We start from the raw sequence: 22,197 nt of genomic DNA on the forward strand, positions 1-22,197 counted from the left end.
ATTAAGCGAGAACTTCTTTAGGTATTTTTGCAAAAGCTATTTTTAAATCAACTTTTAAATCTTCTAGATCTTCTATACCGACAGACAGTCTAATTAAGTCTTGGGTAACACCAGCACTTGCTTGTGCTGCTTCATCTAATTGTTGATGTGTTGTGCTTGCAGGATGAATAATTAATGATTTTGTATCGCCAATATTTGCTAATAAAGAGAAAACTTTTGTTTCGTTTGAAATAGTTTTAGCGGCCTCAAAGCCTCCTTTTGCACCAAAAGTAACCAATCCACTTTGACCGTTTGGTAGATATTTATCGGCTAAAGATTTGTATTTGCTACTTTCTAAACCAGGGTAGTTTACCCAAGTAACTTCCTCTTGTTTTTCCAACCATTTTGCTAATGCCAATGCATTTTCTGAGTGTTGTTTAATTCTTACAGACAATGTTTCTAAACCTTGAATGATATTAAATGCATTGGTAGGACTTAAAGCTCCACCAAAATCACGCAATCCTTCTAAAATTAATTTGAAAGTAAAAGATGCTGCACCTAACGTTTCGTAGTACTTTAGCCCATGATACCCTGCAGATGGTTCTGTAAACTCAGGAAACTTTCCGTTTGCCCAATTAAAAGTTCCGGCATCAATAATAGCTCCCCCCAAAGAAGTTCCTTGTCCGCCAATGTATTTTGTTAAAGAATGAATAACAATATCTGCCCCATGTTTGATTGGGTTTAATAAAGCTGGAGTTGCTACTGTATTATCTACAATAAAAGGAACTTCTGCTGCTTTAGAATGTACCGCAATTGCCTCTAAATCTAACACATCTAACTTCGGATTCCCTAAAGATTCTACAAAAAAGGCTCTGGTATTTTCTTGAACCGCTTCTGCAAAATTATCTGGATTTGATGCATCTACAAAGGTTGTTGTAATTCCAAATCTTGGTAAGGTAACACTTAATAAATTGTAGGTACCACCATACAAACTACTTGATGCAACAATATGATCCCCCGCTTTTAAAAGCGTTAATAGTCCTGTAGAAATTGCCGAAGTTCCAGAAGCAAAAACAACTGCTCCAACACCCCCTTCTACAGCAGCCAAACGATCTTGTAAAATTTGATTTGTAGGATTATTTAATCGTGTATAAATAAACCCTAATTCTTTTAGCGAAAAAAGATTTGCAGCATGGTCTGCATCATTAAAAACATAAGATGTTGTTTGATAAATAGGAACAGCTCTTGTACCCCCATTTGTTGTAACATCATGTCCTGCGTGCAACGCGTTAGTTGCTAATTTTTGTGTACTCATTTTTCTATTTTTTTTGAGTTAATAAATAATTAAACCAAAAGTCGAATGCATCAATTTTGTTGATGTACTTACTAGAAAAATGTTATTAAGAATTATACAACTACACGGATGTGTAATTGCTTTTGGGTTATCTATCCAATTTCTGATAAATGAATCTGAAATTAAGTAGAATTTAGCACCTTCTTTTCCTCACGAAAAGGGTTGCTAAGGCTTCAAAGGGTCTAATCCCTCCACCTTTCTTGATAACATTTCAATAAGTTATTGAACTTTGTGAGTGCAAATATATGTTCAGAAAAATTTAATAAACAAGTAAAAAAGCATTTATTTTTAAATAATTATATATATCTCATTTTTGAAGATGTATTTATTAGAATCATTAAAATTTGAACTCGACAACTATATTTTATCTGATGATACTATAAACAAATATTATTGCAATAAATTCTGTTATTTGAATTTTAAATGTAACTTTGCAGCAGAATTTAAGAGGAAAAATTTGAACTGATTGCAACCTCTGAAGCTGATTATATTGGCTGAAACAAAAAATGCTAAAGCAGTAATTTTCTACTACTTTTAGCGACCAACGCAATCTCTTTTCATTTTTCATTAATTATAAAAGAAGATTTATATGTCATATTTATTTACCTCAGAAAGTGTTTCTGAAGGACACCCAGATAAGGTTGCAGATCAAATTTCTGATGCTTTAATCGATAATTTTTTAGCTTTTGACCCAACATCTAAAGTAGCTTGTGAAACTTTAGTTACTACAGGACAAGTTGTTTTGGCAGGAGAAGTGAAATCTACCACTTATTTAGATGTTCAACAAATTGCTAGAGATGTAATTAACAAGATTGGTTACACTAAAAGTGAGTATATGTTTGATGGTAATTCGTGTGGAGTTTTCTCTGCAATACACGAGCAGTCTCCAGATATCAACCAAGGTGTTGTAAGAGCAAATCCAGAAGATCAAGGTGCAGGAGATCAAGGTATGATGTTTGGTTATGCTACAGACGAAACCGAAAACTACATGCCTTTGGCTTTAGAATTATCGCACAGGTTATTGATTGAATTAGCTGAATTGCGTAGAGAGAACAAGGACATCACTTATTTACGACCAGATGCAAAATCTCAAGTAACTATTGAGTATTCTGATGATAATGTACCCCAAAGAATTGATGCCATTGTAATTTCTACACAACATGATGATTTTGATGAAGATGACGATGTAATGTTGGCCAAAATTAAAAAAGATATTGTTGAAATTTTAATTCCGAGAGTAGTTGCTAAATTGCCGGCTCATATTCAAGCATTATTTACAGATCAAATTACTTATCACATCAACCCAACAGGAACCTTTGTTATTGGAGGACCTCACGGAGACACAGGATTAACAGGACGTAAGATTATTGTAGATACTTACGGAGGAAAAGGAGCCCATGGTGGTGGTGCTTTTTCTGGAAAAGATCCTTCTAAAGTAGATCGATCTGGAGCTTATGCAACAAGACATATTGCGAAGAATTTAGTTGCCGCTGGTTTGTGTAAAGAAGTTTTGGTACAAGTATCATACGCTATTGGTGTTGCAAAACCAACAAGCATTAATGTAGATACCTACGGAACCTCTACTGTAAATTTAACAGATGGAGAAATTAGTAAAATCGTAGAAACTATTTTTGATATGCGTCCGTATTTTATAGAAAAACGTTTAAAACTAAGAACACCTATTTATTCGGAAACTGCAGCTTATGGACACATGGGAAGAACTCCAGAAGTTAAAACAGTTACGTTTTCAAATCCAATGGGAGAAACTGTTTCTCAAGAAGTAGAAACATTTACTTGGGAGAAGTTAGACTATATAGATGCTGTTAAAAAAGCATTTCAATTATAATTTCTTTTAACTCAAAAATACTTTATCAAAACCTTCAGAGATCTTTCTGAAGGTTTTTTTATACGCTTATTACAGCGCTTTCCTTTAACAAATATTTAAGAAAACGTCTTTTAATGTTTACGTAACTTCGAGCACAATTAAAATCAAACATTTATGAAGACAAAAAAAATACTTGCCCAACTACTCTTAGTTGCGTTTGTTTTTGGGATTTCTGTTGATGCAGAAGCACAACGTAAAAAGAAAACAAGCAAAAAAGATGCTAAAAAAGTAGTACCCCAAAAACCTGCTCCGAAACCTAAAAAAGGAGCTATACAACCTTATAGTAAGATAGTTACAAAAGACTACACTACAGACCAAGGTTTATTTAAAGTACATTCAAAAGATGATACTTATCTTTTTGAAATTCCAGATTCTCTATTAAAAAGAGAGATGTTAATGGTTACTAGAATTGCTAAAACTGCCAGTGGACTTGGTTTTGGTGGAGGTAAAACAAACACACAAGTTTTACGTTGGGAACGTAATAAAAAGAACATTTTATTACGTATTGTTTCTCATAGTGTTGTTGCAGATACGATTTTACCAGTGCATGAAGCTGTGGTAAATTCTAATTTTGAACCAATCTTATTTTCTTTTCCAATAAAAGCCTTTAATAAAGATTCTACGGCCACTGTAATAGATGCAACTGCATTGTTTGCTACAGACATTAAGCCTTTAGGACTTCCTGGTTTTTACAGAAAAGGATATCAAGCGACAAGAATGGATAAAACTCGTTCTTATATTGATAGAGTAAGTAGTTACCCAAGAAACATAGAAGTAAGACATGTAAAAACATATTTTGCTAACAAACCACCATCTAATTCAGCCTTAGGTTCTATTACTTTACAAATGAGTAATTCTATGGTTTTATTACCAAAAGTACCAATGAAGCGTCGTTATTTTGATGAGCGTGTTGGATGGTTTGCACGTGGACAAACTGATTATGGCTTAGAAGCACAAAAAAGTAAAACGGTTAGATATTTAGACAGATATCGTTTAGAAGTAAAAGATGAAGATATTGAAAAGTTTAAAAGAGGTGAATTAGTTGAGCCTAAAAAACAAATTGTATACTATGTAGATAGAGCAACTCCAAAAGAATGGGTTCCTTATATTATACAAGGTGTAAACGATTGGCAAGTTGCTTTTGAAGCTGCAGGATTTAAAAATGCTATTGTTGGTAAGATGGCACCTACAAAAGAAGAAGATCCAGAATATAGCCCAGAAGATGTACGTTATTCTGTAATTAGATATTTAGCATCTCCTATTCCTAATGCCAATGGACCTCACGTAAGTGACCCACGTTCTGGAGAGATTTTAGAATCTGATATTAACTGGTACCACAATGTAATGTCTTTATTACACAACTGGTTCTTTATTCAAACAGCTGCTATTAATCCAGATGCTAGAGGAAATAACTTTAAAACAGAAACAATGGGACGTTTGATTCGTTTTGTTTCTTCTCATGAATTAGGACATACTTTAGGTTTACCACATAATATGGGTAGTTCTTCAGCTTATCCAGTAGACTCATTACGTTCTGCAAGTTTTACTAAGAAATACGGAACTGCACCATCTATTATGGATTATGCACGTTTTAACTATATTGCTCAACCTGGAGATAAAGGTGTTGCCTTAATGCCAAATATTGGTACTTATGATAAGTATGCTATTTCTTGGGGATATAGACCTATTTTAGACACAGACGCTAAAGATGAAAAAGCAATTTTAGATTCTTGGATTTTAAAACATGCTGGAGACCCAATGTATCGTTTTGGTCGTCAACAACGTGGTGTAGTAGATCCTAGTTCTCAAACAGAAGACTTAGGTGATGACGCTGTAAAAGCAAGTAACTACGGAATTAAAAACTTAAAGAGAATTTTACCTAGATTAGAAGAATGGACTAGTGAAAAAGGTGAAACTTACGACGATATGGCTACAATGTATGGTCAATTAGTTGGTCAGTTTGGTAGATATATGGGACATGTTTCTTCTAACGTTGGAGGTGTTTATGAAAACTACAAAACAACAGATCAAAAAGGAGCTGTTTATACACATGTAGACAAAGCACGTCAAAGAGAATCTTTAAAGTTTGTTATTGATCAACTATTTAAAACACCAACTTGGTTATTAGATAAAGATCTTTTTTCTAAAGTACAATCTAGTGGAGCTTTAGAAGGTATTAGATCTTTACAAGTAAGAACCTTAAACAGTGTTTTAAGTGCAGATAGAATGGCTCGTATGATTGAAAATGAAACTTTAAACGGAACGAAAGCTTATAATTTAGTTTCTATGTTTTATGATTTAAGAAGAGGTATTTGGTCTGAGTTATATAACGGTAGAAGTATTGATACTTATAGAAGAAATTTACAAAAAGCACATATTGAGCGTTTGGATTTCTTACTAAATACTGCTAAAAACCAAAGAGGACGTTTTGGAACTCCATCTGTAAATATTGGACAATCTGATATTAAATCTTTTGCAAGAGGTGAGTTGACAAGATTACAAAGAGACGTAAAGACTGCTGTATCAAAAGCATCGAACACAACTTCTCGTTATCACTTACAGGATGTATTAGCTAGAATTGAAGTAGCTTTAGATCCTAAATAATTTAAAACCTAAGTTTTAAACCTATTAAAAACCTCATCTTAATTGATGAGGTTTTTTTAGTTACTAATAAGCTTATTTATTCTTTTTAAAAAGCAACTTTTAGTTAGTATTATAAAGCAATTTGGTTTGCTTCTAAACTAAAAAAAAGTTAATTTCGTTATTGCTGGATATAGTGATTTACAAGACCTTTTTTTAAAAAGCTATATCTAATTAAGGGTACTAATGAGTAAATTAAAAATAACTAATGGCATTTATAGATTATTATAAAATATTAGGTCTTTCTAAATCTGCAACAGAAAAAGAAATTAAAACAGCTTACAGAAAACTCGCTAGAAAATACCATCCTGATGTAAACCCAGATAATAAGGACGCTGAGCTAAAATTTAAAGAGATAAATGAAGCCAACGAAGTTCTAAGCAATTCTGAGAACCGTAAGAAGTACGACAAGTATGGTAAAGATTGGCAAAATGGGGAAGCCTATGAAAAAGCCCAGAGCCAACAACAAAGACAGACTCAACAACAATCTCATCAACATGGATATTCGGATGAAGAGTATTCTAGCTTCTTTGAATCGATGTTTGGTGGTAGAGGATCTTCTTATAAACAAGGCAGAAGCCCTAAGTTTAAAGGAGAAGATTACAATGCAGAATTGCAACTGAAGCTAAAGGACGTTTACACCTCTCAGCAACAAATTTTAACGGTTAATGGTAAAAAGATACGACTTACAATTCCTGCTGGGGTAGAAAATGGTCAAGTAATAAAAATTAAAGGCAAAGGTGGATTAGGAATTAATGGAGGCCCAAATGGAGATTTATATATTAAATTTAAGATTGATAATGACACCCTGTTTAAACGTGAGGGTAACAATTTGTATTTGAATATTGACTTAGACCTGTACACCTCTATTTTAGGAGGAGAAATTACCGTAGATACCTTTAACGGAAAGGTAAAACTGAATATAAAGCCTGAAACAAAAAATGAAGCTAAAGTAAAATTAAAAGGAAAAGGATTCCCTATTTATAAAAAAGAAGGAGTATTTGGAGATTTGATTATTACTTATCATATAAAGATTCCTACGAATCTAAATGAAAAAGAAATAGCCTTATTTAAAGAATTACAAAAAATGAATGCCAGATGATTCGAGAAAACTTAATACCAACAGACACCATTTGCACACATTATAGCATTGAAATTTCATTTGTAAAGGATTTACATAAAATGGGATTGATACAGATAGAGATTATAGAGCAACAACACTATATACATCAAGATCAAATTAGTGATCTTGAAAAAATAATAAGACTTTACAACGAATTAAATGTAAACCTTGAAGGTATTGATGTGGTTTTTAACTTACTAGAAAAGGAAAAGGCATTACGAAATGAATTGAATGCTGTAAAAAACAGGTTGCGCTTATATGAAAACGACTAATCTTATATTTAAAATATCCTTTAGTTTTTGTTATAATAAAAACTGTTAATAATGAAGCCTTACATATTTGTAAGGCTTCATTATGTTTTTGTATTTGCTTATTCTGTACTTATAAAAACAGTTGGAGGTACTTTAAACCAAGCGTTCCGAAATTAAACCTTTTAGTTAAAACAAAGTCTATAAATTAAATACAAAATATACAATCATTGAATTTACAAAAATTAAGTTTCCTTACCGTTTCGTTTTTAATAATATTTAGTTGCAATAAAAATGATGACGAAACACCTACAACAGAAAACTGTACTACAGACCAAGTCCTAGATGATTCAAGAGGCGTTTGTAATGTTTCCTTACCATTTACTTCGCAATTTCAAGAAACAACATCTGGCACAACAAGAACAATTACTTCAAATAGTATTCCTAACCATATGGTAGGTCTTTTTGGTGGTGGACAAGGTTCGTTAAACCCTAACGCCATTTCTGAACAGTCTGAAAGTTATAACATTCCATTAAACCCTGTTTTATCAACTACTTTAACACCACTTCTATCAACAACAGGTCAAGGGGTAAATGTAGGACCTCAATATTCTTTTGGAGTTTTATTAAATGGTGTAGAACTAGACCCAGTAGCAGCGGAACCTTTTCCACACGAAGGAATAATGAGTGCGAACGTAAATTGGGAATGGAATTTAGAAGCCCTAAATGTAAATTTGGGTTTAGATTGTAATAATGCACACGTACAACCTACAGGAAAATACCATTATCACGGGTCACCAATTCTTTTCCTACAAGATTTAAATATTCCAACCAACCAAATGAGTTTAATTGGTTATGCTGCTGATGGCTTTCCAATTTATTACAAATATGCATATACAACAGCAACAGATAACTCATCTATTGTTATTGAAATGACGTCAAGTTATCAATTAAAGTCAGGAAATAGGACTGGAGACGGAATTACTGCACCTTGCGATATTTATAATGAAATTTACTCTAACGACTATGAATTTGTAAACGGATTAGGAACATTGGATGAAGCAAATGGAAGAACTGGAGTAACACCAGAGTATCCAGCAGGCACTTATTATTATGTGATTACAGATGATTTTCCAAGCATTCCAAGATACTTTAGAGGAACGCCTTCAAATGACTTTAAAATTGGAGGGTAAATGAGAACGGTTTTAATCTTTTATTTCTTTTGCTTATTTAGTAATCTCGGATTTGCACACGAACCAAATGAAGCTTTTTTTACTTATATTCAAAAGGAAAATACAGTTGAGGTTATGGCAGAACTTCCTTGGTCTATGCGAAATGCTTTAATGGAATTTAATCCATCATTAGAAAATTCTACCACCAAAAAAGATTTTGAAAACACGTTTAATGAATACATTAACAAAAACCTTATTCTAAAGGACAAGAAAGGGGATTTACTTCAATTTCAAGAGTTTAAAGAATTAGAAAGCATTGGTCATTCTCATCAAAATAATTATCTCATAATTTTTAAAGGCACAGATCTATTTGATATTACAAACACCTTTATGTTTAATTTATACGATAATCAAATAAATTATAACGAACTTACTATTGATAATAAAACAACATCCTTTAAAACAGAAAAGAAATCAAAACAGTTTTACTTGAATAAAAGGAGCGACAAAAATTATTGGTATTTATTAATTCTAATTGCACCTATAATTTATATTGTTAATAGATATACTAATAAAAAAACTACCGCCAACAATGTATAAAAAAATAGGGTCAAAGTGCTTAATCGAAAGATCTAGGTGTATTTGCCAGGTCGCCAAATTTTTAAATTTGGTATATTTAAAACGAGAAAAGATAAATATCAAAATTTAAAAAATCGGCTTTAGCTTAATCCGAATAGTATCGCTTACAACTGCCCTACTTTTCTTATACTAGACCGATAAAACAAGGAAAATTTGTTGTTGTTTTTTACTTTTTTAAGTGTTGCTTATTTAAAACACGTTCCTTAGATGAACTGCATCATTGCTTAAATGAAGTTTTACATCTAATTGATTGAATGATATATTTGAATTGCTGAGAGGTGAAATACTTTTTAACTATTTCATTCATAAATTAATTTTTGCTAAAATCATGAACGTATGAAAACGAAACTATTCGTAATTTTAACTTTAATCTTTTGCATTAATTCTTTTGCGCAGATTAAGGCTGTAAAAAAAACTTCTAAAATGAAAAAGGTTTCTAAGCCTATGATTTTAGTAAAAGAGAAAGGAGTGGTAAAAATAACAATGATTTCTCCTGCAAATGAAGCCATTGTATATACAAACTCTCCTAATTTTAAGTATACATTAAGCAAAGAAGTTCCTCATTTACAAACAGCACAAACCAAAAGTGCTGGCTCAAAAACAGTTGTACTAACAGTTGTAAAAATTACAGATGACCCAAATTGGGTAGCAGAAAATCATATTGTTTTACAAGAAGAAATACTTTCTAATATAAATACAGGAGTTAGTAAAACCTTTAGCAACCTATCTCTTAGTCTAAACCATGCTTATGCTTGGAATATTGAGTTTAAAGGAGAAACACCCAATGAAGAAAACATGAAGTGGAATGTGTTTTATTATTTTGATAAAGAAACTGTTGTAGATAATAGTGATCCGCATGCATGTAATACCAAATATATTTTTGATCCAAGCTTTAAAGATAAAGGACATTGGAAAACCACAAACACCTCTTTTAATTCCTATACTAATGCAAACACTGTTTCTAATGGACATGATGATACTGGAGCAGGAATGATTACTAGTCCGAATACCATTATTTATCAAAGACTACAAACCCCAATTAAAAAAGATAAGAACTATCAATTAAAATTTTCTATAAAACGTTTAAAAGAAAAATCGTCTTTTAAAATAAAAGCAATTGCTTTTAATGGTACTTTAAATAGCTTAACACCAAATGCCAACATTGCCATAATGACTCTAAGTGGTAACATCCCTTATTATGAAGATTGGAATAAAATAACCCTTTCTGCTTGGAAAGCACATAAGGATTTTGAAAATATTGCTTTGGTTTTTATTCCTGAAAATAACCGAGCAAGATTAAATTTACTGATAGACCGAGTTTGTTTGGACGAATCAAAATCTGCTTGTGAAGAAAACAATTTGACCTATGATATAGGAAATGCTAGTGGAAATGAAAACATTACCGTAACCAATGAAGAATATTTGGTAGGAACAGTACAAGACCTATACCCTAACCAAGATACCTCTACTTTAGACTGGTATGCAAATATAGCCGATGATTGCTTATCTATTGGAGGTGATGATGCAGAGGAAGATGCCATACAGCCCAATGCACATGATGCCATTGAAATAGAAAAGGCTGAAAAAGAATTAGAGGAAATAGAAAACAAATTGATAAAAGAAGCACCCGAATATTTTAAGCCTAAGAATGGAATACAACCTATTGTTTATAATGGTAAAGCAAAATGTTCTGATAAAAAACCTGCTTTAGACCCTACAAAACCATTTGGAGGTAGGGACGTTGTTTATATACATGGTTTGCAATTAAGTGCAATTATGGGTAACTTAAAACCTTCTCCAACATTTCAAGGAAAATGGCCAGATGATAAAAACGAATTTTATAAGGGAGGTGAGTTTTATAATGAAGCAAAAGGTTATTGGGAAAATCATATAAAAAGAGGTTTAGGAAGTGCAATAGCTCCGTCTAATTCTTATCTTATTGTTTCTTATTCTGCAAACCAAAGATTAGAGGTTGCAATTCATGCCGTATTAACTCAGATTAGAGATGCCATGGCTGGAGAAAATATTGGTGTTGTAAAATCTAACGAACAATATAAAAATAAAAGATGTTTTGGAAGTAATGGTATTGTTGTAGTTACACATTCTACCGGAGGATTGGTAGCAAGTACCATGTTTAGTATTGCAGAAAAGTCTGGTACTAACCAAACTTATAAAGATTATTATGGAGATGTTAGGTTTATAACAAATAAAATAGATGCCCAAATAGGATTTGATGCTGCTTACGGTGGTAGCCCATTAGCTACAACAGGAATTGCCGTTTTAGCAGGACTTACTATAAATCCTGTATTAAAAACTGCCGCTAAGGTGTTTTTTCAGAATAACAACTTACAACAACATGCTAATTTTAGTCCTACCAATACTATTTTGTTTGATTTAACACCTATGGTGTCTAAATATAAATGGAGGCCTTTAATGCGTAGTAGCATTCCTACCTTAATAATGACAGGAAGTACTACAGGAAAATCTGCCGAAGGACTGTTAACGTTTCCTGGTAATTTATTAATTAGAGGTTTTGATGATGGGGTGTTAAGCAATGGAAGCCAATCTAGTCATATAAAAAGAAGGCCCGGTTTTATGGTAAAAAACAGAGGGAAGTTAGTTGACAAAGGAACCCCTTTGATGAAGCGTAAAGCCATTGTACAAATGAGTAAATCTGGTAAAAACTTTCAAAGAGGAGAAAGAAACTACTATATAAGTCCGTTTTTATCTCCTACCGGAATGTTACAAGGTAATAGCGTAAGAGGTATTGTAGACAGACCAGGACAATTTATACACAACCATTTTACCATACTTCAAACTACAGGAGACCATTTTGACAATGTAGATGAAGTGGCAAGAGGACATGATAATAACTATGGATATACCGATGGAGATGGACTATTAAATCGTACTAATTTAGGAACCCCTTTTAGAGCTCCTAGAAATAAAATAAAAAACAATGAAGAAACACCAGTTGTATCTAGTGCTTCTTTGTATTCTTCTGGATTATTGAATTCTGATTTTGCAAGTCTAAATCAAGAGTGGATAAAAAAAGAGACTTGGGGTTTGCATTTACCAAGATTGACTATGGTGAGAAAGTGTGTTCGTCTTTTTAGAAAAGAGCGTTGTATAAAAGTTCCTAAAATTACTTGGCACTATCATGAATTTATAAAATGGCAACGTAAGTACCATTTATTAAAAGATTACGAAACTAAAATGGGAATGGATTATATGTATGAATATATTTTAAGATAATTGTATTTTGTTTGATTTTGCTATTTATAGCTAAAAAAACCTCACAAATTTGTGAGGTTTTTTTTTATTTATGTCTATTAGCTCTTTACTTGCTTTCCTAAAGATTCTAAAAGCTGAGGTTCTTCTTCTAAAGCAATTCTTGCTACTGCATAGAACTCGCTTATCCATTCTTCTAGAGATTTAAATGCTGCATTTTTAACTTTTGTAGCATTTTGCATGTTTCCTTTAGACTGTATATAGTTTGCTCTAAGGTTTTCTAGGTTATTTATTTGACTTATGATTTCTGTAACGTGTTGTTGTGTTACTTGCAGGGTTTCTAACTTAGTTAATAGGGTTGCATCTGTATTGATAAGGTTGTAAAATTTGTTTACGGTTTCTAACCATTTTACATAAGACTTTGGTAAGATGCCTTTTAAACCTAATTCTTTAAAAGTAAGTATTTCTTTTCTAAAAACAATCTTTGCTTTTTTACGATCTTTGGCATATTTGGCTTCTATTTCTAAACGTAAATCTTCAAATTCTTGATAAGCTTTTGCCTTTGCATCTTCTATAATTTGATGTGTGTTAAATTGTTCTTTAGCAAGCTCTAAAAGGTTTTTTCCTTCATCTATTTTGGCTGTGTTGTAGCCCATTTCTTCCATTAAAGGTTTGATGATAGGATTGGTTTGTACATTTTGTAATGCGATTCTTGAAACTTCTAAGATTTCTGCTTGCGAATTACTGTTTTTAAGTGCCATGGTAATTAAATTTTAATTAATACTTATTTTTCCTTTTCGATTTTGCACCGCCTTGTAGCTCTCGGCAGTGACTTTAAAAGCTGATTTACAAGCTTGATTCTTAAAATTAATAATTAGCTTATAAAAATTTATTGATCTGTTAATAATTTTATTTACTCTGTTGATAAATTGACTTGACAAGTACTCTATTTGACTTGACGGGTGATGAAATTGGCTTGACGAGTACTCTATTTTAGTTGATGTGCCTTTAAATTGACTTGATAAGTATTAAAAACGACTTTCTTTGACTTTGATTTGTATTGCAAAGTATAAAATAGACAATGTTTGTTTTGCAAATTGAATTTGCAGCAAAGGTATTTATGTTTGAAATGGTTTTATTTAGGGTTTAAGCCTTTTATTTTTTTATCTTTAAGCATTATTTTTTTACAAATGAAGTATACTCTTATAGAACATAGTGCTCATAAACCTACATCTTTGGATTGTAAATACTTTTTACCAAAAGAAGCATTTGCAGATAAGATTGATGTGCTTGTTATTTCCTTTTTTGGTGTATATCCTGATGGATCTTTAGGAAAAGATCATGCAAAGTATATTTCTAAAAAAGCAATTTGTGGCATTATTGATTTTAATCCGGATGTTATCGTTTTAGATTTTAGAGGGCTTACTTACCGTTGGGGAAATTCTTTATTACGAGTATTTGATGATATTTCTATGTTTAAAGATGGAGGTAATGATGAGGGAGAAGCCAATTTTCCGATTTTAGTAGTTAGCTCTTCTACCTGTAAAGATGGTTTGCAATCTCTTTTAACACCTGCAAGCAGTACAAGTGTTCCTGATTATCTTTTTGAGGATATTGATATAGCTATTAAGACAGCAGCAGAAAGAGGTAAATACTGGTTAGATCATTAAAAATGATAAAGAAGTATACGATTACAATTGCCATACTGATATTAATAAGCAATCTATATTTTATTTATATTACTTTTTGGTTATTATACACTAGAGGGGGTTCTTTTGGAATGGGTAGTCTTCTTTTACCTTATACATTTTTGGTTCATCTTTTTATAATACCAAGCATCTTGGTTTTAAAAAAGGAAAATCAGAAAAACCCTATTCTACTTTTAATCAATACCGTTGGAATAAGCTATATTCTATTCGTTATTTTGTTCTTTTTGCTTTAAACAAGTGTTAAAAAAACAGCAAAAATAGTTAGAGATTGCAAAGAGGTTTGATGGTGTACTACTTTAAAAAGTATTCTATATTTGCATAAGATTAATCTTCATGAATCAGACACTTTTATCATCTCCTTTACAAGGCTTTACCGATTATAAGTTTAGAAATGCTTTTCATCATTTCTTTGGAGGCATAGACACTTTTTATTCTCCATACATTAGGCTTAACGGAAAGTTGGTTATAAAGAACTCTTATCAAAAAGATCTTTTGCCAGAAAACAATAGCACCTTAACGGTGATACCTCAAATTATTAGTAATGATGTTGATGAGTTTTTGTTTGTTTCTAAGTACGTAGAAAGTTTAGGCTATAAAGAATTGAACTGGAATTTAGGTTGCCCTTACCCTATGGTTACCAAACGAGGGATGGGTTCTGGTTTGATTAGTGATGCAGAAAAGATTAATAGTATTTTGCATAAAGTACATAATGAATCTGATATTATTGTTTCTATGAAAATGAGGATGGGTTATGAGAATCCGGAAGAGATTTTGGATGTTTTGCCTATTTTAGATAAGTATCCTTTAAAAAATATTGCTATTCATGCAAGAATTGGAAAGCAACTGTATAAAGGAGGAACAGATTTAGAAGCTTTTCAAAAATGTTTGGATCATAGCAAACACAAAATGTATTATAATGGAGACATTACTTCTGTAGCTGCCTTTAAAAAGCTACAAGAACGTTTTAGTACTATAGACCATTGGATGATTGGTAGAGGTTTGATTGCAGATCCTTTTTTGCCGAGTATGATTAAAGCTGATACGACTACCTATCCTAAGAATAGGTTTGAAATATTTCATGAGTTTCATGACCGTATTTTTGAGGAATATGATGCTGCTCTTTCTGGCCCCACCCCAATTAAAATGAAGATGCTTGGTTTTTGGGAATACTTTTCTAAAAGTTTTTCTAACCCACAAAAAACCTTTAAAAAGATTAAAAAAGCAAGTAATGTAAAAGCTTACGGTATTGCTGTTGAAGAAATTTTTAAGGGAGCGAAAAGGAATTCTTAAAAGAGCTTGGTTTGTTTGTGGATTTAAAAAGTGATAACTTCGTTACTGGTTGAGCTAGTGAGATATAAGTTGTAGGATTATTAGAAAAGAGGTTCACTTTAAAACCAAAAATTAATCAAATATACTTTTATGAAAAGAGCCTATTACTCTAACAAAATACAAGACTTTTTACTAGAACCAGAATCTAGTATATTAGGAAAATTAACAGCTAATCATAGTAATAGAACTCTTGAAGAATTACAAATTAATGCTTGGAAGAAACAAATTGATATTTTAAAGGACCAACTTAAAGCCTTTAACGGTAAAATTTATTTTGAATTTTCGATTCCAAGAATGGGGAAACGAGTAGATAACATAGTAATTATTAATGATGTTGCTTTTATAATTGAATTTAAGGTTGGTGATGGTGGTTATGAAAAACATGCAATTGATCAAGTAATTGATTATACCATTGACTTAAAGAATTTTCATGAAGGAAGTCACCATATTAAACTCATTCCAATCTTAGTTGCTACTAATGCTGTCAATTACACCGAAACAATTACTGATACTATTTCTTATAAAACTGCCGCTAAATCTAACCAATATAACATCTCTAAAACTCTCAAAGACTTTATAAATCCTAAAAATCAACCAATCGATATTGCATATTGGGAGAATTCAATTTACAAACCAACACCCACTATTATCGAAGCAGCTCAAGCACTTTACAAAGGGCATAATGTTCAAGAAATTACTAGATCTGATTCGGGTACTATTAATTTATCGAGAACAGCAGATTGTATTAACTTTATAATAGAAAAATCTAAGTCAAATAAAATAAAATCGATTTGTTTTGTAACCGGAGTTCCAGGAGCAGGAAAAACGTTAGCTGGTTTAAATATAGCTGTAGAGAGAATGAAAGCAGATGAAGATGAACACGCTGTCTTTTTATCTGGAAATGGACCTCTAGTTGATGTTTTAAGAGAAGCACTAACAAGAGATGAGGTTATAACAGCTAAAGAAAGTGGAAAAAAAATAACGAAGAAAGAAGCAGCTATAAAAGCAAATGCTTTTATTCAAAATATTCATCATTTTAGAGATGATAATTTATTGTCTAATAAAGCACCAATTGAAAAAGTTGTTGTTTTTGATGAGGCTCAAAGAGCTTGGACTAAAAATCAAGTTAGTTCTTTCATGAAAAGAAAAAAAGGAGTAGAAGATTTCAATATGTCTGAGCCAGAATTCTTAATTGATGTAATGAATAGACATTCTGAATGGTGTACAATTGTGTGTTTAATTGGTGGTGGGCAAGAGATAAACACTGGCGAAGCTGGATTAGGAGAATGGATAGATTCTTTAAATAACCATTTTCCTGACTGGGATATTCATTATTCGAATTTAATTCTAGAAAATAATAATTATATAAAATCCGAAGAATCTAAAGAATGGCTAATTGAAAAAGGGATTTGTGAAACTGAATTACACCTTGCAGTATCTGTAAGGTCTTTCAGATCTGAGAAATTATCTCTTTTTATTCACGAGTTACTAAATGTACAAATAGAAGAATCAAAAAACATTTATTTAGAAATAAAAGAATCATATCCAATTGTTATAACAAGGAACCTTGATAAAGCGAAACAATGGTTACGAAAAAAAGCAAAAGGAAGTGAAAGAATTGGGCTAATAAGCTCTTCTGGAGCAAGACGATTAAGACCTTTAGGAATTGACGTTAAAAATGAAATTTCTGCACCAAACTGGTTTTTAAATAATAACCAAGATATTAGATCTTCATACTTTTTAGAAGAAGTAGCTACTGAGTTTGATATTCAAGGATTAGAAATTGATTGGGCCTGTGTAGCTTGGGGTGGTAATTTTTATATGAACAATACAGATTGGAAGTACCAAAGTTTTAAAGGAACAAAATGGCAAAATATTAATAAGGAAATTGATAAAGAATATCTAAAGAACACATATCGAGTTCTGCTTACACGAGCAAGACAAGGGATGGTATTATTTGTTCCAGAAAGCAGCGATATTGACTATACAAGACCAAAGGACTTTTATGACAAAACATTTGAATATTTAAAGAAAATAGGAATAACGGAAATTGAATAAAAAAGAGCAAAGCAATGATAGAAGATTTAAAAAAATGGTTTGTAGATCATCCTACCTCTACTAATATTATTAAATATTTGGTATGGATTGTTTTGGTTTTTGTTTTTATTACTTGGATAAGGAGGATATTGAAAAAGAAGCTACCAAACAACAACATCAAATATAAGTCTCAAAAAGGTGTTGAGGTAATTGGTTATGTTTTTGTAATACTAATTACTGTTTCTTATTTTACCGGAAGTATTAAAGACCTTGGACTTGCCATTGGGTTTCTTACTGCAGGTATTACCATTACTTTGCAAGAAATTATTTTAAGTATTGCAGGTTCTTTTTACATCTTTCTTGTTAAGGTTTATAAACCTGGAGATAGAATTGAAATTAATGGTATTAAGGGAGATGTAATTGACATTGACAGTATTTATACTACCATGATGGAAATTGGCGAATGGGTTTCTAGTGATAATTATAGCGGAAGAATTGTAAAACTAAGTAATGCATTTGTTTTTAAAGGTGCTGTATATAATTACTCGAGAGATTTTCCTTTTGTATGGGACGAGTTTAATTTACCAATAAGATATGGATCTGATATTGAATTGGCCAAGTCTATTGTTATTTCTGTTGCTCAAAAAAACTTAGCCAAATACGTACAAGAGTCTATGGCAGAGTGGAAAAATGTAGTTAAAGAATATTATATAGAAGATGCACAAGTTGACCCTACATTAGCAATTACAATGACTGATAATTGGGTTCAGCTGAACTTAAGATACATTGTAGATTACAAAAAAAGAAGGTTTACGAAGAACATCTTACATGAAGAGATTGGGAAAATGATTGAGGAAACAAAAGGAGCTGTAGTTTTGGCTTCTGCTACTTTTGAGATTGTTAAAATTCCGACTGTAAACCTACAAGATAGAAACGGTACAGATAAAGACCTTAACTAAATGGGGTTGGGTTTTACAGAATAAAGAACAGTTGTTTTTTACTTTAACTTAAACTCCATAAGAATAGGCAAATGATCTGAGGCTTGTTTGAATTGGTTTAATACTTTACCCGAAACATATTGAATGCTATTCTTTGTATAAAAGATATAATCTATTCTTTCGAAAGGATTTTCTGTATTGAAGGTATTTGCAGGGTTTTCTTTATTAAAAGCAGCACTACCCACATCTGACATTGCAAACATTTTTTGAACTATAGCCTCTTTATTTCTTGCACTAGAATTAAAATCGCCTAACAATATTGTTGGATAATTATCTTTATATTTATTAAAAAGGTTAAGCACTTCTTGAAATTGATTTGCTCTTGTAGCTGTATCGAAAGCTTCTAAATGAATGTTTATAAGCACTACTTCTTGTTTGTTTATAATTACTTTTACTACTTGTGCTAAACGATCTAAATAAAAAGCATTTCTATGAAAAGGAGCATCTGCTACTCTAGACAAAACAATTCTTTGATGTTCTTTTAATGGGTATTTGCTAATAATAGATTGCCCAGAAACTACTTTACCAAATTGCATGCTTATTGGCCAATAAGGAAAAGGAAGGTAACGCTTGTCCCAATTTACAGCTTGTGCTGTATATTTAAACCCCAGTTTAGCTATTTGATTTTGCTGATTTACATGATAACTTCTTGATGCGTTATAATCTATTTCTTGAAAAGCTATAATATCTGGATTTACTTTTTTAGTTTCTGTTAAAACTGTTTGTAAGTTCTTTTCAAATAACTCTTTTGGCTTTGGTACAGGAAGGTTGTTTGTCATTCCGCTTAAGTACCCAATATTATAGGTTACTATGCTAAAAATAGAATCGTTTGTTTTTTTAAGAATCTTATTATTTGTACTTAAAACTTGGTATTGCTTAGCATCTAAAGTTGATGATGAAGCCCAAAAGAAAAATACAATTGCAGCAACAATTAGTAGCAATAAAAATTTTACGAAATACTTAAAAAAACTTTTCATATAAATTATTTTTATAATTCTGGGTTTTCTTTAGAGAACTCTGAAACCACTTTGTTTATTGATGCATTTATTTTCTCTGAATCTGTATTGTATTTTGGCTGTAATCCTGTTTTATCTGGAAACTGTTCTATAGTAACCGTTGTAGAAGGGAATGCAAAATCTACTCCTAATTCTGCTGCTAATTTAACAATTGCAATGTGTAATCTATGTTTAGACGATTGCTCTATGCCCCAGGCTAAACTTTTAAAATAGACGTTTACCATAATTAATAAAGCCGAGTCTCCAAAGCCCGTAAATTCTACATTGTAAGAATCTGAACGAGTTTCTGGATGTGCAATTATAATTTCTCTTACCCCTTTAACAAAAGCCTCTATTAACTCTGGAGGTGTATCGTAACGCAAACCTAAATTGGTATTGTATCTTCTAAACAAACGTAAACCTTTGTTATTGATCACAATTTCTGACAACCTGCTATTAGGGATTTGATAAACAGATGTATCAGCAGCACGAACTCTAGTTGATCTAAAGCCCACTTTTTCTACGGTACCTACTACTTCTCCTGCTTCTATCCAATCTTCTATATGAAAAGGTTTGTCTAGAAAAATCATAATAGTACCTATTAAGTTTTTTACCGTGTCTTGAGAGGCTAATGCAAAAGCTAAACCACCAATAGTTGCTCCTGCTAATAAGGTTGTTGTATTTACTCCAAAAAGGGTTAGTAATTTTAACAAACCTGCCACTAAAACTAAGCCTGTAAAAAAACTATGTAATATGGGCACTAACTGATCATCTAATCTACCATGAGTTTTTTCTGTGTACTCAGAGTAAATTTTCATAACTACTTGTACTAGTTTTAGGAAAACGTAAATCCAAAAAACCGTTTCTGCTATGTTTAATGCTAAAAACACCCAAGTATTTACTTCTAAACTAAATTGAAGCGAAGGAAAAACCTTGTCTACAAAAGTTGCTGTTGCTAACAAACTTATAGGATGTGCTAACTTTTTAAGAACTTTGTTTACTTCTAAATTGGTGTTTCTAGTTATTTGATGCTGAACTTTTCTTAAAATAAAAAAAGCAATTCTTTTTACTATTAAGAAAATTATATATCCTAAAATTAAGGTTATTAATAAACCAATAAGCTGCCACAACTCTATTCCAAAGAAATTTTTATGTCCAGAAACAGGAATTATTTTTTGTAGTTTTTGTACATACCAAGGAAAAACATCTTTATATAAAGTTTCTATTTTGGCTACTGTTTCTGCAGAATAGTACCATTTATCGTCTATCTTTTCTACATAAATATCTGGCATTCTTTCTGGAAATAGCACATATCTAAAATAAGACGAATACCCAATTGTGTCTTTGTAGTTTTGGTTTGTAGGAATTTTGTTAACATCTACATATAAACCCTTACCATCTAAAACTTGTTTAATTTTAATTGCTTTTTCTATCGCTTCTTTTTCTGGAAGGCCAAAAATTGTTTTAGCCGCTTTTTTAGGTTGGTAAGAATCGGATTGTAAAAAGTACAAATGAGTGTATATAGCCGCATGAGGATTGCTTAAATCTACTCTAATACTATCTTGAGCTTTTGCAAAAAGCGGAAGTAAGAAAACAAGGATAAGAATTTTTTTCATGTTTCAATTTTGTTAAACCATTGTTAAATAGAGATGCAAATTTAAACCTTTTATAATTTATTTGGTCAAAGAAGTGAAAATAACAATTTAAACAAAACAGAAAAATGAAAAAATTAGCAAGCATTTTAGTTCTAGTATTTGCTTTTACTATAACTACACAAGCACAGAAAAAAAGAAAGCAAAAAAGACCACAATTTACAACAGAGCAACAAGTTGATTTAGCTGTAAAAAAAATGACGTTAGATTTAGATTTAACAGATGCTCAGCAACGTAAAATTAGACCTTTAATTAATGCACAGATTGCTGATAGAAAAGCAGCAATGGAAAAAAGAAAAAACCTACTTCTGATGAAGTTTTTGCAATGAGAAGCAAGCAATTAGACAAACAAATTGAAATGAAAAATAAGATGAAAAACATCTTAAATGAAGAGCAATTTGCGAAGTTTGAAAAAATGGAGAAAAAAAGAAAAATGATGGCTGCCAAAAAAATGAAGCAGGGAAAAGGAAAGAGAAAAAATAAAAAAATGCATTATAAAGGCAAATAATAAAAAATCAATAAAATTTTTTGGTTGATTATTTTATTGATATTTCCCGATTTCTTAATTGAAATCGGGTTTTTTTATTTTAAGCAGAAATTTGCGTTAGGGATTGAACGGTTTGTTTGAGCTCTTTTTTGTTTTTACAAAAAAAGCGAGTAGTGAAAGCCCGTTAAAACGCCCAAATATTACTCTTTAAACCAACTGGAATATTTTACGTAATTGTTGGCAATTCTATCTATTTCTCCAGAAATTAATTCTTGCGAAATATCTTTTACTTTTTTAGCAGGAACACCTGCATAAATGCTACCACTTTGTACATGTGTATTTTTGGTTACTACTGCACCAGCTGCAATTATAGAGTTAGATTCTATAATACAATCGTCCATTATTATAGAGCCCATGCCTACTAAGACGTTATCGTGAATTGTACAACCGTGTACAATGGCATTATGACCAATAGAAACGTTATTGCCAATTGTTGTTGGTGATTTTTGATACGTTGCATGTATTACTGCACCATCTTGAATGTTTACTTTATTTCCCATTTTAATAAAATGTACATCGCCCCGAATTACAGCATTGTACCAAATTGAACATTCTTTACCCAAAGAAACTTCTCCTAAAATTGTGGCGTTTTCTGCTACGAAACAATCTTCTGGGATTTGTGGATGTTTTCCGTTTACAGCTTTAATGATTGGCATATT

The 22,197-nt window shown here is 31.6% G+C and carries 18 protein-coding genes and 1 riboswitch; of the genes, 13 read left to right on the plus strand and 5 right to left on the minus strand.

The window, feature by feature from the left end; translation table 11 throughout:
• Nucleotide 1 precedes the first annotated feature (1 nt).
• Nucleotides 2-1,294, minus strand: a complete 1,293-nt coding sequence (locus tag MC378_RS08075; protein WP_242178252.1) for an O-acetylhomoserine aminocarboxypropyltransferase/cysteine synthase family protein — start codon at nt 1,292-1,294, stop codon at nt 2-4.
• A 124-nt stretch (nt 1,295-1,418) separates the two neighbouring features.
• Nucleotides 1,419-1,543: riboswitch (SAM riboswitch) on the minus strand.
• 379 nt (nt 1,544-1,922) lie between these two features.
• Here MC378_RS08075 and metK point away from each other — a divergent pair.
• The 7 genes from metK (at nt 1,923) to MC378_RS08110 (ending at nt 12,295) form a co-directional block, all read left to right on the plus strand.
• Nucleotides 1,923-3,179, plus strand: a complete 1,257-nt coding sequence (metK, locus tag MC378_RS08080; RefSeq protein ID WP_242178253.1) for a methionine adenosyltransferase — start codon at nt 1,923-1,925, stop codon at nt 3,177-3,179.
• Nucleotides 3,180-3,332: 153 nt separating this feature from the next.
• A complete protein-coding gene (locus tag MC378_RS08085; RefSeq protein WP_242178254.1) occupies nt 3,333-5,822 on the plus strand; it encodes a zinc-dependent metalloprotease in 2,490 nt (829 codons plus the stop codon).
• 244 nt (nt 5,823-6,066) lie between these two features.
• The gene (locus tag MC378_RS08090; RefSeq protein ID WP_242178255.1) at nt 6,067-6,960 is read left to right on the plus strand and encodes a DnaJ C-terminal domain-containing protein; all 894 of its coding nucleotides are present in this window, start codon (nt 6,067-6,069) and stop codon (nt 6,958-6,960) included.
• Nucleotides 6,957-7,253, plus strand: a complete 297-nt coding sequence (locus tag MC378_RS08095; RefSeq protein ID WP_242178256.1) for a chaperone modulator CbpM — start codon at nt 6,957-6,959, stop codon at nt 7,251-7,253. Before MC378_RS08090 ends, MC378_RS08095 begins: the two co-directional genes overlap by 4 nt.
• Before the next feature lie 206 nt (nt 7,254-7,459).
• The gene (locus tag MC378_RS08100; RefSeq protein ID WP_242178257.1) at nt 7,460-8,422 is read left to right on the plus strand and encodes a YHYH protein; all 963 of its coding nucleotides are present in this window, start codon (nt 7,460-7,462) and stop codon (nt 8,420-8,422) included.
• Nucleotides 8,423-9,001, plus strand: coding sequence for a DUF6702 family protein (locus MC378_RS08105; RefSeq protein ID WP_242178258.1), 579 nt, complete (start codon nt 8,423-8,425; stop codon nt 8,999-9,001).
• A gap of 462 nt (nt 9,002-9,463) precedes the next feature.
• Nucleotides 9,464-12,295: a hypothetical protein gene (locus tag MC378_RS08110; protein WP_242178259.1), complete on the plus strand. Its 2,832-nt coding sequence runs from the start codon at nt 9,464-9,466 to the stop codon at nt 12,293-12,295.
• Nucleotides 12,296-12,372: 77 nt separating this feature from the next.
• Here MC378_RS08110 and MC378_RS08115 read toward each other — a convergent pair whose 3' ends face one another.
• The gene (locus MC378_RS08115; protein ID WP_242178260.1) at nt 12,373-13,032 is read right to left on the minus strand and encodes a PQLLE family protein; all 660 of its coding nucleotides are present in this window, start codon (nt 13,030-13,032) and stop codon (nt 12,373-12,375) included.
• Nucleotides 13,033-13,461: 429 nt separating this feature from the next.
• Here MC378_RS08115 and MC378_RS08120 point away from each other — a divergent pair, with 429 nt between their 5' ends.
• The 4 genes from MC378_RS08120 (at nt 13,462) to MC378_RS08135 (ending at nt 18,305) form a co-directional block, all read left to right on the plus strand.
• Complete coding sequence (locus MC378_RS08120) at nt 13,462-13,941, plus strand: hypothetical protein (RefSeq protein ID WP_242178261.1); 480 nt, start codon at nt 13,462-13,464, stop codon at nt 13,939-13,941.
• Nucleotides 13,942-14,313: 372 nt separating this feature from the next.
• Nucleotides 14,314-15,270 carry a tRNA dihydrouridine synthase gene (locus MC378_RS08125; protein WP_242178262.1) on the plus strand — a complete coding sequence of 319 codons (957 nt, stop codon included), beginning with the start codon at nt 14,314-14,316 and terminating at the stop codon, nt 15,268-15,270.
• 129 nt (nt 15,271-15,399) lie between these two features.
• Nucleotides 15,400-17,367, plus strand: a complete 1,968-nt coding sequence (locus tag MC378_RS08130) for a DUF2075 domain-containing protein (protein ID WP_242178263.1) — start codon at nt 15,400-15,402, stop codon at nt 17,365-17,367.
• Nucleotides 17,368-17,381: 14 nt separating this feature from the next.
• Nucleotides 17,382-18,305, plus strand: coding sequence for a mechanosensitive ion channel family protein (locus MC378_RS08135; protein WP_242178264.1), 924 nt, complete (start codon nt 17,382-17,384; stop codon nt 18,303-18,305).
• 38 nt (nt 18,306-18,343) lie between these two features.
• Here the strand turns inward: MC378_RS08135 and MC378_RS08140 are convergent, their stop codons facing one another.
• Nucleotides 18,344-19,321, minus strand: coding sequence for an endonuclease/exonuclease/phosphatase family protein (locus tag MC378_RS08140; RefSeq protein WP_242178265.1), 978 nt, complete (start codon nt 19,319-19,321; stop codon nt 18,344-18,346).
• A gap of 11 nt (nt 19,322-19,332) precedes the next feature.
• Complete coding sequence (locus MC378_RS08145; RefSeq protein WP_242178266.1) at nt 19,333-20,955, minus strand: mechanosensitive ion channel family protein; 1,623 nt, start codon at nt 20,953-20,955, stop codon at nt 19,333-19,335.
• A gap of 104 nt (nt 20,956-21,059) precedes the next feature.
• Here MC378_RS08145 and MC378_RS08150 point away from each other — a divergent pair, with 104 nt between their 5' ends.
• Nucleotides 21,060-21,320 (plus strand): hypothetical protein, encoded by a 261-nt coding sequence (locus tag MC378_RS08150; RefSeq protein ID WP_242178267.1) that lies wholly within the window; start codon nt 21,060-21,062, stop codon nt 21,318-21,320.
• Between the two features lie 29 nt (nt 21,321-21,349).
• Entirely contained in the window at nt 21,350-21,499 is a 150-nt protein-coding gene (locus MC378_RS08155; RefSeq protein ID WP_242178268.1) for a hypothetical protein, read from the plus strand.
• 179 nt (nt 21,500-21,678) lie between these two features.
• On the opposite strand, the gene MC378_RS08160 is transcribed toward MC378_RS08155, so the two are convergent.
• A complete protein-coding gene (locus MC378_RS08160; RefSeq protein ID WP_242178269.1) occupies nt 21,679-22,194 on the minus strand; it encodes a gamma carbonic anhydrase family protein in 516 nt (171 codons plus the stop codon).
• Between the last annotated feature and the right edge of the window lie 3 nt (nt 22,195-22,197).

The sequence above is a fragment of the Polaribacter marinus genome (assembly GCF_022662535.1).
Taxonomy (GTDB): domain Bacteria; phylum Bacteroidota; class Bacteroidia; order Flavobacteriales; family Flavobacteriaceae; genus Polaribacter; species Polaribacter marinus.